Source organism: Microbulbifer aggregans, assembly GCF_020524005.1.
In the GTDB taxonomy this organism is placed as follows: domain Bacteria; phylum Pseudomonadota; class Gammaproteobacteria; order Pseudomonadales; family Cellvibrionaceae; genus Microbulbifer; species Microbulbifer aggregans_A.
Map to the genome: position 1 here is coordinate 84,293 of NZ_JAIVKK010000008.1, position 13,445 is coordinate 97,737.

At 55.0% G+C, this 13,445-nt stretch carries 11 protein-coding genes; all 11 read left to right on the top strand.

All coding sequences use genetic code 11. The features are described from left to right. Nucleotides 1-445: 445 nt before the first annotated feature. Nucleotides 446-1,855, top strand: a complete 1,410-nt coding sequence (locus LC093_RS14930; RefSeq protein ID WP_226666460.1) for an undecaprenyl-phosphate glucose phosphotransferase — start codon at nt 446-448, stop codon at nt 1,853-1,855. 162 nt (nt 1,856-2,017) lie between these two features. After that, nucleotides 2,018-3,202: an outer membrane beta-barrel protein gene (locus LC093_RS14935; protein ID WP_226666463.1), complete on the top strand. Its 1,185-nt coding sequence runs from the start codon at nt 2,018-2,020 to the stop codon at nt 3,200-3,202. Next, the gene (locus LC093_RS14940) at nt 3,159-3,785 is read left to right on the top strand and encodes a polysaccharide biosynthesis/export family protein (protein WP_226666845.1); all 627 of its coding nucleotides are present in this window, start codon (nt 3,159-3,161) and stop codon (nt 3,783-3,785) included. Before LC093_RS14935 ends, LC093_RS14940 begins: the two co-directional genes overlap by 44 nt. 11 nt (nt 3,786-3,796) lie before the next feature. Next, nucleotides 3,797-6,064, top strand: coding sequence for a GumC family protein (locus LC093_RS14945; RefSeq protein ID WP_226666466.1), 2,268 nt, complete (start codon nt 3,797-3,799; stop codon nt 6,062-6,064). A 350-nt stretch (nt 6,065-6,414) separates the two neighbouring features. Beyond that, a complete protein-coding gene (wecB, locus tag LC093_RS14950) occupies nt 6,415-7,548 on the top strand; it encodes a non-hydrolyzing UDP-N-acetylglucosamine 2-epimerase (protein ID WP_264193118.1) in 1,134 nt (377 codons plus the stop codon). Beyond that, nucleotides 7,526-8,881 carry a UDP-N-acetyl-D-mannosamine dehydrogenase gene (gene wecC, locus LC093_RS14955; RefSeq protein ID WP_226666468.1) on the top strand — a complete coding sequence of 452 codons (1,356 nt, stop codon included), beginning with the start codon at nt 7,526-7,528 and terminating at the stop codon, nt 8,879-8,881. Before wecB ends, wecC begins: the two co-directional genes overlap by 23 nt. 2 nt (nt 8,882-8,883) lie before the next feature. Then, entirely contained in the window at nt 8,884-9,909 is a 1,026-nt protein-coding gene (locus LC093_RS14960; RefSeq protein ID WP_226666470.1) for a hypothetical protein, read from the top strand. Between the two features lie 124 nt (nt 9,910-10,033). Then, a complete protein-coding gene (locus tag LC093_RS14965; protein WP_226666472.1) occupies nt 10,034-10,795 on the top strand; it encodes a WecB/TagA/CpsF family glycosyltransferase in 762 nt (253 codons plus the stop codon). Nucleotides 10,796-10,933: 138 nt separating this feature from the next. Further along, nucleotides 10,934-11,692: a 5-oxoprolinase subunit PxpA gene (pxpA, locus tag LC093_RS14970; protein ID WP_226666474.1), complete on the top strand. Its 759-nt coding sequence runs from the start codon at nt 10,934-10,936 to the stop codon at nt 11,690-11,692. After that, nucleotides 11,689-12,471 carry a 5-oxoprolinase subunit PxpB gene (gene pxpB / locus LC093_RS14975; protein ID WP_226666476.1) on the top strand — a complete coding sequence of 261 codons (783 nt, stop codon included), beginning with the start codon at nt 11,689-11,691 and terminating at the stop codon, nt 12,469-12,471. The genes pxpA and pxpB overlap by 4 nt, the downstream gene beginning before the upstream one ends. After that, entirely contained in the window at nt 12,468-13,409 is a 942-nt protein-coding gene (locus LC093_RS14980; protein ID WP_226666478.1) for a biotin-dependent carboxyltransferase family protein, read from the top strand. The genes pxpB and LC093_RS14980 overlap by 4 nt, the downstream gene beginning before the upstream one ends. Nucleotides 13,410-13,445: the final 36 nt, after the last annotated feature.

Consider the following 13,445-nt stretch of genomic DNA (forward strand, 5'->3'; position numbering starts at 1 on the left):
GCACTTGGTATTTCAGGGTCAACAAGAGCAGGTTAGCGGTTGCGGAGAAGCCCGTGGGAATATGTCGCGCTACTTTGCAATACAATCCAAGCGGAATCGACCGCGAATTAAAGCGCTGGTATTTTCGGTCTCTATGTGACACCACTTACCACCAGTGCCTCGCATCCGCATAGTATTCAAGTTCAACGTACTGCCAGATTGTCGCTATTCCGTGATGCAAGTCGCTCTACACAGCAAGTAATGTCGTCTAAGCCACTGCGTTATAGGAAAGTTCTCTGGCGACTTAACGTTTCGTAACCATCGATGACAATATTTAAACAGTGAACTTGCACTCCTGCGATGCATTGCCAACCTTAATGATTAATTGATACCCAAAATGTTCAGTTAGCATTCTGTAGGTATCTGATGCCGAAGTTGTGGTTAGGGGAAACCCTGGAGGTAGGTAGTGCATCAGGGATGGATTCGCGCGCACCAGAGTGATCTGGCCGCGGTTTATCGGGCAGTAGACGGCATTCTGATTTTGGCTGCTCTGGTGGTTTGCACGACGCTGTTGGGGCAAGGGTTCAACAAGGACTGGTTGATCGCCGGCCTAAGTGCCGGGATCCTGTTTGCCTTTATCGCGGAATCTCTTGACCTCTACCGATCCTGGCGTACCGATAGCTTTCGCAACATGCTCGCAACCGCCACCCTCGCCTGGGCAATGGTTTGCCTGCTCCTCTTGTTAATGGCGTATTTTTCCGGACATGGCCCGGACTATTCCCGCCTTTTGGTCGGCACCTGGTTCTGCGTGACACTGACAGGTCTGGGACTCTGGCGTTACACCCTGCGCCGGGTTTTGAGCTACTTACGACGCAACAACCATAATACACGCTCAGCAGCCATCCTCGGTCTCACTGATGCGGCCTTAAGCCTCGCCCAGGATCTGGAAAACAACCCGCAACTCGGTATTCGGCTACGGGGAATCTACCGTATTCCCGGGCACGATCCCGTGCCGAATTCCGCGCACCCCGGGGCACGTCAACGTATCACCGGTGAACTGGAGCAGGCCCTGGAAGCTGCGCGCAACGGTGAGTTAGATCTCATATATATCGCACTGCCGACCAGCGAAGCAGGCCATATTGGCAAGCTGCTGGCCGCGCTCGCTGACACCACTGCCACAGTCTATCTACTGCCAGATATATTCGGCAGCAATCTCCTCCGTGCACGCTGGCAGCGTATCGGCACAAGCACAATCCTGAGTATTTACGACACTCCAATCCAGGGGTTAAACAGCTGGTTAAAACGGCTGGAGGACCTCGTCGTTGCATCCCTTGCCCTGATTCTATTGACGCCTCTTATGCTTCTGATTGCCGGAAGTGTCAAATTGACCAGCGCGGGCCCGGTACTTTTTAAACAGCGGCGCTACGGCCTCAATGGCCACACCATCGACGTATGGAAATTTCGCACCATGTTCTGCACCGAAGACGGCACCGATATTCGGCAGGCCTGTCGCAACGATGCGCGGATAACTCCGCTGGGTCGGTTCCTGCGCTGTACATCACTGGACGAACTGCCTCAACTGTTCAATGTGCTGAGTGGAAGTATGTCCATCGTCGGACCTCGACCGCACGCTGTGGCACACAATGAACAATATCGCTCTATTGTCAGCGGCTACATGCTGCGTCACAAGGTTAAACCGGGCATCACCGGCTGGGCACAAATCAACGGATGGCGCGGCGAAACCGACACACTGGAAAAAATGCACAAGCGGATAGAACACGACCTGGACTACATACGCAGCTGGTCACTACACCTGGATATTTACATCCTATGCATGACACTCGTGCGCGGGTTTACCGGAAAAAATGCGTATTAAAAAAAGTGTGCGCCGTTCAGAAAATATTTACAGCGTAATCCGTGCGATTTTCACGGGTGTTTCTAAACTCACATATTAAGCCGGCAAGGTAATCCGGCATCTTGCGGACGGGTAATAAGCAGTCCCCGCCTGTAAGCGATATCGCATACAGGAAGGTATATCGTGCTCGGCAAATTTTTACTCGGTGCAGGCCAAATTACGTGTCTTGCTCTCTCGTTGCAGTGGACATCCGCACTGGCTGAACCTATCAAGCTCGGTTCCGGTTTTTTACTGTCACCGGCACTCGGGATGGACCTGCGTTACGACGACAACATCAATAGTTCGCCGGATAACCCCATCGACAGCTATCTGCTGGTGACAAACCCCAGTGTACTGGTGGAGTACGATCGCGGCGCCACAGTTTATTCCATGCAGTACGCCCTTTCCCACGGTAACTATCTCGATGGCGGGCGCGCCTCATATACCGATCATGCGCTGACCGCTGGTGCCGATTGGGAAATAAGCCAACGTCATAGCCTCACGCTTGGCGCGGCATACCTGGATATTCACGAAGAGTTCAATGATCAGGTTGCCAACGATCTCGACAGCCTCATATTCGAACGGGATCGCTACCGGGAGTCCAACCTGTTCGCCACCTATGGCTATGGTGCCGAGGGCGCTCGTGGCCACCTGGATCTGACACTCGGCGCGACAGACCGCAATTACCTTGAAGAGATAAATTCCCTCGACAGACGCGTGCCCTATCTCAGTGCGCTTGCGTCAGTGAATGTCGGCAGTAATAGCGCCCTCCTCGGGCAACTCGATGCGCGCAGCATCCGCTATGAGCCGGGTATTAACCCACTGCCGGACCGCGACAATCGCGAGGCGTCCCTAATGCTCGGTGGTGAACGTGAAACGGAACAACTGACCGTCCTGCTCCTCGGCGGCATCGTCAAAAAGCATTTTGAGAACACCGACATCCAGGATTACCAACGCCCGCGCTGGATCGCGTCCGTGGACTGGCGGCCGATTGAAGCAAGCGAGCTTACCTTTTCAGCCGAGCGGCGCCCGGTGGATTCCATTGCAAGCGTTGCCAATTATGTCGATGCGATATCCGGCCTCCTTGCCTGGCAACACTCCTGGAACGAAAAGGTCAGCAGCAATACTTATTTTCGCTACACAAAGGCAGATTTTGCCGGAACCGGTGTGGAGCAAGACATTCGTCGCTGGGGGCTCACGGTACGTTATCAATTTCGCCCCTGGATGGATATTCGCACGGGTATTTCTTCTCTGGATCAAGATGCCAACGAGGAAATTCTTGGCTATGAACGCAATCAGGTATTTCTCGGATTTGATGCATCCTATTGATAAGGAAAGGACTCTGGACATGCTGAAAAACGCAAAAAAATGGGCCATCCCGCTATCGGTTTTGTACACCCTGGCCAGCGGGATTCACATTGCCTGCGCCGATACCCCGGTATCTGTGCTCGAAGAGCAATATCAACTGGGCACTGGCGACGTCATATCGATCCGGGTTTTCGGGGAGGATGAACTGACGCTTGAAGTACGGCTCAGCGATAGCGGGGTAATCAATTATCCGTACCTGGGTGAAATTGAGGTGACAGGGTCCACCGCATCCCTCCTGGAGAAAAAAATATCCGCAGGATTGCTCGATGGCTACCTGGTGAACCCCAGTGTGGATGTGACGATCAAGGAGTATCGCTCCTTCTATGTTGATGGAGAAGTAAACACCCCGGGAAGCTATGCCTATCTTCCAGGCCTCACTATCAACAAGGCGATCGCTATGGCCAGCGGTTTAACACCAAGAGCTTCTCAGCAAAAAATCATCATAAAACGTGGGCAGGGTACGGATCAGGAAATCATCGAAGCTGATCTGGATACCAAACTACGTCCGGGTGACATCATTACCGTCAAGCAGAGCTTTTTCTAGAGAGAACCCCAATGAATTCAACCAATAGCACTGAAATCGATGAGCTCCTGCTAAACCAGGGTCCGGACCTGCATCGCTACTGGAAAATACTACTCGCGCATCGCTGGACAATTCTCTGTCTCACGGTGGTCATCACGACTGCGGCTATTACCGTAATCTCAAAGCTACCATCGCGCTACCAGGCTACGGCGTCGCTGGTTTTCGAGATGGATCAGTCGAACCCTGTGGCGGTGGATGAAATTTACGATATAGGACCACAGCGCCGGGATTACATTCTTACACAAATAGAAATTCTGCAATCCCGACAGTTGGCCGAACGCGTTATCCAGCGCCTCGATTTACTGAGTCACCCGGAATTTTCCAACTCGGGTTTACACAACCCTGTGGAAATTATCAAAGGCATGTTTGGCATAGAAACTGCTCCCAGCACCCTTGAGCCGGTCAATCTGGATATGGTGACCAGTGCGTTCCTGAAACGCCTGACGATAGACCCGGCAAGGAATACCAACCTGGTACGGATACGGTTCGAGGCGACATCTCCGGAACTTGCCGCCCTGGTGGCCAACACCCTTGTAGAGGAATTTATCGTTGAACAATCCGAGGTGAAAGTTCAATTTACCAGCCGTGCAACCTCCTGGCTAAATGAGCGCCTCGAAACATTGCGAGGAAAGCTTGAGGCGTCTGAAAATCAGTTACAGTCGTTCAGAGAAAGCGAGGATCTGGTAGATATCAGCGGCGTACTCGGCCTGGCGGAGCGCGACCTCGACGTGATGACGACACAACTTCAGGAGATGCGTCAGGACCTGAAGCAGATCACCAGTGTGTATGAGCAGTTCGAAGCTCAGGCAGACAATGATCTCGCACTGGTAAATCTTCCGGAAGTCATCAGCAACCCGCTGATTCAGGAAATCAAACGCAACGAAGCCACCGCGCAACGGAATGTCTCCGAACTGGCACGGCGATACAAAGCCAAGCACCCGGAAATGATTGCAGCTCAAAACGAGCTGGACATGCTGCGCAATCAACTCAATGGCGAAGTACGTAACATTGCGGACGCTATAAAAAGCCAGTATGAAACCGCAATTTCACGGGTTCAGGCCCAGGAACAGGAAGTCGAGCGCGCCAAACAAAGCTATCAGAAATTATCGCAAAAAGAATTCCGATACCAGGAGCTGGTTCGCGAAGTTGACGTCAACCGTCAACTCTATGAAACCTTCTTTACCCGGGTAAATGAAACCCGTGAAACATCAGGTTTCGATATAGCACCGGCACGCTTCGTGGATTCAGCAGCCGTACCGAACCAGCCAGTGCGGCCTGACAAAGCAATGCTCGCGGCCATCAGTCTGGCCATGGCCACATTTTTCTCCGTCCTGGTCGCATTCCTGCTGGACTCTCTGCGCCTGGGGATACGTGGCCCGGAAGATGTGGAGACGTCCCTCGGACAACAACTCATCGGTGTAATACCAGATTCAAAGAAAACCACAGGATCAAAGCTACACCTGCGTGCATTTTTCGATCCCAAGCAGTATGCATTTGGCGAGGCCGTGCGAACCCTGCGGACAGGCGTCATCTTATCGAGCCTTGCCAAGCCCCGGAGGGTCATCGCGGTGACTTCCACGGTACCGGCAGAGGGGAAAACTACCGTATCGGAAAACCTCGGTTTCTCACTGGCTCAAGTCGAAAAGGTACTTCTTATTGACGGGGATCTGCGCAAACCAGCTCTGGGCATAGACTTCGGAATAGAGCAGGAACACCCGGGCCTTACCGACCTGATCTCAGACATGCACTCCGTCGACGACTGCATTTTTCACGACGAAAATAGCGGACTCGATATAATGCCTGCAGGTACCTACCACCCTGACCCGCAAAAACTTCTGGTTTCGCCCAGATTCTCGCAAGCTATTGAGACCTTGTGTGAGATCTACGACCGTATAATCATCGACACCCCGCCAGTGAAAGCGGTCAGTGATGCGTTGATCATATCTCGCATTGCCGACTCACTTCTGTATGTTGTTCAGTGCGACTCAACCAAAAAGCGCCTCGTCAAAAAGGGAATGGATCGATTCACCCAGGCCGGATCTCAAATTGACGGCGTAGTACTAACTCGGGCGAATCTGAATAAAGATTCCATATACTCCGATGAGTACTACGGTTACGGGTACGATATGAACAACCGTAAGGATACTCGACGCGCATCAGTATCCCCAAAGAGTACGGATCCGGAGATTCCAGAGAAAACTGACAGCTCCGAACTGGAGACCTCAGAGAACGATCGGTAGCAAACCCCTTCGGCTACGCCATCATTGTCTTCAATGATGGCGTAGCCTGCTTATCCCTCCCGCCCCTTTTCCACAATCAAGTGCGTTTGAAATTCCCATTTCTGGAATTCATTTAAAAAACCAGTTTTACGCACACAGATATTTAGACAGCCGCCTAGAAACACAAATAGCTACGCCATGAAAAATGGGCAGTTATTGCAACCGAGAACCTCAAGTTCGACTGCGACACAACGCTCACCCAACTATAACTAAATTGCAGCGAAAAAAAATTTGGCTGTGCAGAAGCTTCTAAAAAATTCGGAAAGAGCTTCTCAAAGGATTAACAAAGGCGAATCTCGAGACGACGGATTATGCGTGTATTGGTAGTTTTCGGAACCCGTCCCGAGGCCATTAAAATGGCTTCTCTTGTTAAATCCCTGCGCCGGGATTCCAGATTTAGCGTCAGGGTTTGTGTAACCGGGCAACACAGGGAAATGCTCGACCAGGTACTTTCCCTGTTCAATATTTCTCCTGACTATGACCTGGATGTCATGGAGGCGAACCAGGATTTATTTCAACTCACTTCGCGGATTCTGCTGCGAATGCGTGATGTGCTGGAAGACTGGAACCCTGACCGGGTCATCGTACACGGTGACACCACAACCACCATGGCAGCAGCACTTTCTGCCTACTACTGCAAGATACCGGTGGCTCATGTGGAAGCAGGTTTACGTACAGGTGACATCTACAGTCCCTGGCCCGAAGAAATCAACCGCAAGCTTACCGGATCTATCGCACATCACCATTTCGCACCTACTGCTCTATCACGGCAGAACCTGCTCAACGAATCCGTACCCGCAGAACGCATCTCGGTAACAGGAAATACGATTATTGATGCCCTGATCGACGTTGTGCGCCAGATTGAGACCGACGACCAGCTTAGTGCCGATCTCAAAGCGCAGTTCCCATTCCTGGACCCTGAAAGAAAAGTCATTCTGGTTACCGGCCACCGCCGGGAGAATTTTGGTGGCGGCATGGAGAATATCTGCCGGGCCATTCGCGAACTGGCCGCACGGCCAGATGTGCAATTTGTTTATCCGGTACACCTTAACCCGCGGGTACGCGAACCGGTAACCCGGATACTTGATGGCCTTGACAACGTTCATCTGATCCAGCCACTTGAATACCTGCCGTTTGTCTACCTTATGCACCGGGCCTATCTGATTCTGACCGACTCCGGGGGTATTCAGGAGGAGGCGCCGTCACTCGGAAAGCCAGTACTCGTGATGCGGGATATCACCGAGCGCCCCGAGGGCGTGCGCGCGGGCACAGCAAAACTGGTCGGAGCCAACAGTAAAAAGATCGTCGCCGGCGTTACCGAATTGCTGGATGACAGCTTCGCCTATGAGGCCATGAGCTGCGCACAGAACCCCTATGGGGATGGCTTCGCCTGCGAAAAAATTATTCAAGGGATTTACCAGGATGTACAGGAAATTGCCGTTTAACCGCGTATCCGTTGTTGGTCTCGGATATATCGGGTTACCAACGGCTGCGGTCCTCGCCGCAAGTGGAGTCAATGTTGTTGGCGTGGATATCTCTCAGCGCGCCGTGGACGCGGTGAATGCCGGACACGTGCACATCGTTGAGCCGGGGCTAGAGGTGTTGGTACAACGGGCGGTACGCGCAGGCCTGTTGCGCGCCGTTGAAAAGCCAGAGGAAGCAGAGGTCTATATGATCGCTGTTCCCACGCCATTTTCACATCCCCCCGCGGAATATAGCGAGACGCATAAAAACTGCCCCGAGCCGGATCTGAGCTACATTCGTGCCGCTGCCGAGTCCATTACGCCGCTACTGAAAACCGGCGACCTGGTAGTACTCGAGTCCACCTCTCCCGTCGGCACCACCGAACAGCTATCGCGCTGGTTTGCGGCGATACGGAGCGATTTGGTTTTTCCACACGATGCCGGTGATGTACCCGCCGACATCAATATTGCCCACTGCCCCGAACGGGTGCTGCCAGGTCGTGTGCTGGAAGAACTGATCGAGAATGACCGTATAGTGGGTGGCCTGAGCCCAGCCTGCAGTGAGGCTGCCAGAGCGTTCTACCGCCGTTTTGTGCGCGGCGAATGCATCATCACCGATGCCCGTACCGCCGAACTGACCAAGCTCACTGAAAATGCATTTCGCGATACCAATATCGCTTTTGCCAACGAAATGGCACTGATCTGTGACCATCTCAATATCGATGTCTGGGAACTGATTCGCCTGGCAAATCGTCACCCCCGGGTAAACATCCTCAACCCGGGGCCCGGCGTAGGTGGTCACTGCATCGCCGTGGATCCCTGGTTCATTGTCAGCAGCGCCCCTGAGCAGGCACGCCTGATCCATCAGGCGCGCTCAGTGAACGACACACGTCCGGCTTATGTCGTCGAACAAATACACCGCGCCGCCAGCACTTTCGACAACCCGGTAGTCGCCTGTCTGGGGCTCGCCTTCAAACCCGACATCGACGACCTGCGCGAGAGTCCCGCTATGGAAGTAACCAAGCAGCTGGCATCGTTTGGTGACGTTACGCTGCTTGCGGTGGAACCGAACATCGACAGCCTTCCGCCGGTACTGGCAGCGCGTGGAGTGGAGCTCTGCGACCTGGCCTCGGCACTTGCGCGCGCCGATGTGGTAGCCATTCTGGTGGATCACAGTGCATTTCTGCACGCCGATGCTGCGCTATTTACTGATAAGGCAATCATTGACACCCGCGGCTTGATACCGCGGCTCAACACGGACGGTGGCAACCCGACCGATCAGGGAAGCCGGACATCGATCACTGACATGGTCTGATCATGCGGATCTCACTGACGCTGGATTACGAGCTCTTTTTTGGCAAACGTACCGGCACGCCACAGGCCTGTATGATCGATGCCAGTAATCGGTTGCTCGAGATATTGGATGAGTTTGCCGCGCCGGCAGTGTTTTTCGTCGACGCCAGCTATCTCGTGCGGTTAAGGGAATACCGCGCGCAATCGATACAACTCGCGCGGGAATATGAAGCGATAGTAGAGCATATTCGCGGACTTGAAGCCTGTGGCCATCAGATACAACTGCACATCCACCCCCACTGGTTCGATTCCTTCCACGACGGCCAGCGCTGGAACATGGTGACGGATCGCTACCGCCTGGCACAGTGGACCGACGATAAAATAGCCCAATTGATATCGCGCTGTACCACAGAGCTGAATGGGCACCTGAGAAATAAAGTGTTTGCTTTTCGCGCCGGCGGCTGGTGCATTCAGCCTTTCCCGGCGATTGCCGACGCACTGCAGGCAAACGGAATTCGCGTAGACAGTTCCGTATTTTATGGCGGCCGCGGCACATCAGGAGCACATCAGTTCGATTTTCGCACCGCACCGCCGCTCGCCAGCTGGCGCTTCGGCAGCGACCCCTGCCAAGCGGATGCGGCCGGCGCTTTCACCGAACTCCCCATTTCCGCCCTGCGTGTCTCGCCCATTTTTTACTGGCGTTTTGCCCTCAGTCGGCTCTTTGGCAGTCGACAATGCCACGCAAGATTTGGTGATGGTGTACCGATCGAAAATGAACGCCGGGCGCTGCTGCAGCTATTAACACGGCCTTCATACATGGCTGTCTCTGTGGACGGCTACAAGGCCACTTTACTGCGCAGCGCCTTTCGTCAGGCCAGGCACCGTGGTCGCAGCCATTTTGTAGCTATGGGACACCCGAAGTCGCTTACCCCCCACTCCCTGCAACACCTGCGCACGTGGCTCTGCGACGTTTACGAGAGCGGCGCGCAACTCGAAGGGTACTCGATACCAGTCCAGGTGCCGCGCGTACCGGAGGTCGTCACGGGTTAGCTACACAGCGATTTCAACTTTGCCGACAACGTGAGCGAGCAGATCTCGCGACACATGCCATAAAAACACATACACGGCCATTCATAACGGGGGCAAGTCATTACGCGCACAGAGGTATCCGAACATGCGCAGAATCGAACTGCTGGGCGTACCAATGGACGTGGCGTCCATGCACGAAACCGTCGCATTGATCGCCGACAAAATTCGTTCCCGCCGCTTTACTCAGCATGTCGTCGTCAACGTGGCCAAGCTGATTCATATGCAGCGCGACCCGGAACTATCCGCTTCGGTGAAGTCCTGTGACCTGATCAATATCGACGGCATGGGAGTTGTCTGGGGTGCTCGCTTTCTCGGCCACGAGATTCCCGAACGCGTGGCCGGTATAGACTTGTTTTATGCCCTGCTGAAAATGAGCGCAGAGCAGGGATTTCCGGTGTACTTTCTCGGCGCCCGCGAAGAAGTGGTGGATCAGGCTGTGGCACAACTGAAACGGTGCTACCCGGAACTTCCTGTCGCCGGCTCGCATCACGGTTATTTCTGGGAAGACGAAGCCGCAGTTGTGGAAGAGATTCGTCGCTCGGGAGCCCGGCTCCTGTTCGTCGCGATCACCTCCCCCCGCAAGGAAAATTTTATCAATCGCTGGCGCGATACACTGGGCGTCGACTTTGTCATGGGCGTAGGTGGGACTTTTGATGTGGTGGCGGGAAAGGTAAAACGAGCTCCGGTGTGGGCGCAACGTGCCGGGCTAGAGTGGCTGTACCGCATGCTACAGGAGCCCGGACGCATGTGGCGGCGGTACTTGTTCACCAACAGCGCTTTTGCCTGGCTATTGCTACGGGAAAAATTCCATCACCGGTTTGGTCGCAGTCGGCGCGCGCGCCTGTAGGGCGTGCGGCCCTGAATAGTACGTGAACACTCGGCGTCGATTTTTACAATCTATACCAAGACAGAATTTTCCTCCGACACACCAACTCGGCTAGACTGGGCGCACACAGAATTTGAGCCCGCCAATGGAGCCGTGAAGGTGGCTGGAAAACATATCGATATCAACTGCGATCTCGGCGAGGGAAGTACAGCCGAGGATTGCACGCGCGATGCCCGCATCATGCCGTTTATATCCCGCTGCAATATTGCCTGCGGCGGGCACGCGGGCAATGCCACCACCATGGCCCTCTCACTGGAAAATGCACACCGATTCAATCTGACCATCGGCGCTCACCCGGGCTATCCGGATCCGGAAAATTTCGGCCGCAAAACCCCGCAGATGGAGATAGTGGACCTGGTCGAAAGTGTGTCAAAACAGATTGAGGTCTTGAGCAGGGAAGCGCACCGACAAGCCGTAGAGCTGGCCCACATTAAATTGCACGGTGCACTCTATAACGATGCGGAAGCGAACCGACAACTGGCCGATGCGATTGTGCACATGATCCACGCTCGATATCCCGACCTGACAATTCTGGGGCTCGCAAACGGAGCCATGGAAGCCAGTGCAACAGCCCAGGGGCACCCTTTTCTGCGGGAGGGGTTTATGGATCGCCGCTATCTGAACGATCACCAGCTGGCACCGCGGGCCCTTCCCGGCGCAGTGATAGCTGCATTCGATCAGTGCCTGCAACAGGTTCTGAGCCTTTGCGCTGGTACCCCATTCCTCTCCATTCACGGTGATCCTCTGCAATTTACCGCGGACAGCATTTGTCTGCACGGTGACAACCCCAACGCGGAAGCCATCGCGCGCGACCTGTCCCGGGCCTTGTCACAAGCAGGCTACGACATCCAGTCATGAGCCGAGCCTACTCCCTGCTACAGAACGGCGACGCCGCGCTGGATATACGCTTCAAAGACGCTCCCAGCGAACAGCTGAGCGAATGCATTATCGCCCTGGCCTGTGCCATCGAAGCCGCGAAGCTGCCCGGTGTTCGGGAACTAGTGCCGGCCTACCAATGCCTTACCGTATGCTACGACCCGCTGCATTTGCCTGCGCGCGACTTTGAAACCGCCCCGGGAATCGAAACCGAGCCTGCGTTGACCAGTCGCCTGAGAACGCTAATCGAAGACAGCCTCGCGCAGCCTGCCCGCCCAGCGGACCCGCGGCGCGTGATCAGGATTCCAGTTTGCTACCAGGGCGAATACGCTCCAGATATGCACACCCTGAGCGAACACACCGGCCTCACCGCAAGCGAAATCATCGAGCGGCACAGTACACCTCACTATTTAGTCCACATGCTGGGGTTCACCCCTGGCTTCCTCTATCTGGGAGGCCTCGATACCAGCCTGCACTGCCCGCGCAAGCACCGGCCGGCACTGCAGGTTCCCGCTGGATCTGTCGGCATAGGCGGCAGCCAAACCGGAATTTATCCACAGGCGACTCCGGGCGGCTGGCAGATTATTGGCCGCACCCCGCTGCAACTGTTTCTGCCCCGGGAAACACAGCCGTTTATCGCGCAGCCGTTGGACCGGGTGCAATTTGTACCGATTTCTCCCGAGGCTTTCGTCGGCTGGGATGCGTCGGCCAAGCCGGAAACTGAGCGACTTCAGTTGCCCGCGACGGAGTCCACCCGGTGAGCCTGCACTTTCTCAAGCCCGGTCTGCAGACCAGCATCCAGGACAGCGGGCGTCCGGGGATGCTGCGCTGGGGGCTGCCCCGCGGCGGGGCAGCGGATACGTTTGCCATGGCCCTCGCCAACCTTCTGCTGGGTAACCCCGCCACCCACCCCTGTCTTGAGGTTGCCCTGACCGGGCCGGTGATCGAGTTTTCCGAAACGCTCTCGATCGCTATTTGCGGCGCACATTTCGAGCTGACATTGAACGGTACAACAGTTGAAAACGACCGGGTAATTCCAATCAAGAAGGGGGATCAGCTGAGTTTCGGCAAGCTCAAACATGGTTGCAGGGCGTACCTCGCTTTAAGCGCCGAATTTGGGCTCCCCGAAGTTTTCCACAGCCAGGCTACACACTTACTTTCCGCCTTTGGCGGGCTGGATGGACGCGCGATATGCGCCGGTGACATTGTGGCCCTGCGCCACTGCCGCCGAGTTCAGGAACGGGCACTACCCGATCAGTTTCACCTGCGGTATTCGAACCGGCCGCTGGTGCGTATTCTGCCCGGCACCGAGGCGCACCACTTCCCTCAGGAAGCGCTGGAGGTCTTTAACCGTGGCGGGTACGCCGTTTCGTCGCAGAGCAACCGTATGGGGATTCGCCTCGATGGCACACCACTGGTTACCGACGGGTTGCCACAAATGGTGTCCTCGGCACTCTGCCCCGGCACTGTCCAGATCCCCCCCAACGGCCTGCCTATCATCAGCTTTGTCGAAGGACAGACGATCGGAGGCTACCCCCGGATTGCCCACGTGATCAGCGCAGATCTAAACCTGCTGGGACAACTGCAGGCTCGCGACCGGATCGACTTTGAACCGGTGTCCTTATCCGCGGCCCACCAGATATTGCGCGATAAATCCCGACTACTGGAAACACTCTCCGAGCAACTCGCTCGCGTTTAACGCATCATCCTACGCCCATAAGGTCGACTGGTTCAT

What these genes read in the sequence shown, in the direction of transcription:
- LC093_RS14940 (WP_226666845.1), top strand. Translation starts at nt 3,159, where the DNA reads ATGAACGCAATCAGGTATTTCTCGGATTTGATGCATCCTATTGATAAG.
- LC093_RS14945 (WP_226666466.1), top strand. Translation starts at nt 3,797, where the DNA reads ATGAATTCAACCAATAGCACTGAAATCGATGAGCTCCTGCTAAACCAG.
- wecB (WP_264193118.1), top strand. Translation starts at nt 6,415, where the DNA reads ATGCGTGTATTGGTAGTTTTCGGAACCCGTCCCGAGGCCATTAAAATG.
- wecC (WP_226666468.1), top strand. Translation starts at nt 7,526, where the DNA reads ATGTACAGGAAATTGCCGTTTAACCGCGTATCCGTTGTTGGTCTCGGA.
- LC093_RS14960 (WP_226666470.1), top strand. Translation starts at nt 8,884, where the DNA reads ATGCGGATCTCACTGACGCTGGATTACGAGCTCTTTTTTGGCAAACGT.
- LC093_RS14965 (WP_226666472.1), top strand. Translation starts at nt 10,034, where the DNA reads ATGCGCAGAATCGAACTGCTGGGCGTACCAATGGACGTGGCGTCCATG.
- pxpB (WP_226666476.1), top strand. Translation starts at nt 11,689, where the DNA reads ATGAGCCGAGCCTACTCCCTGCTACAGAACGGCGACGCCGCGCTGGAT.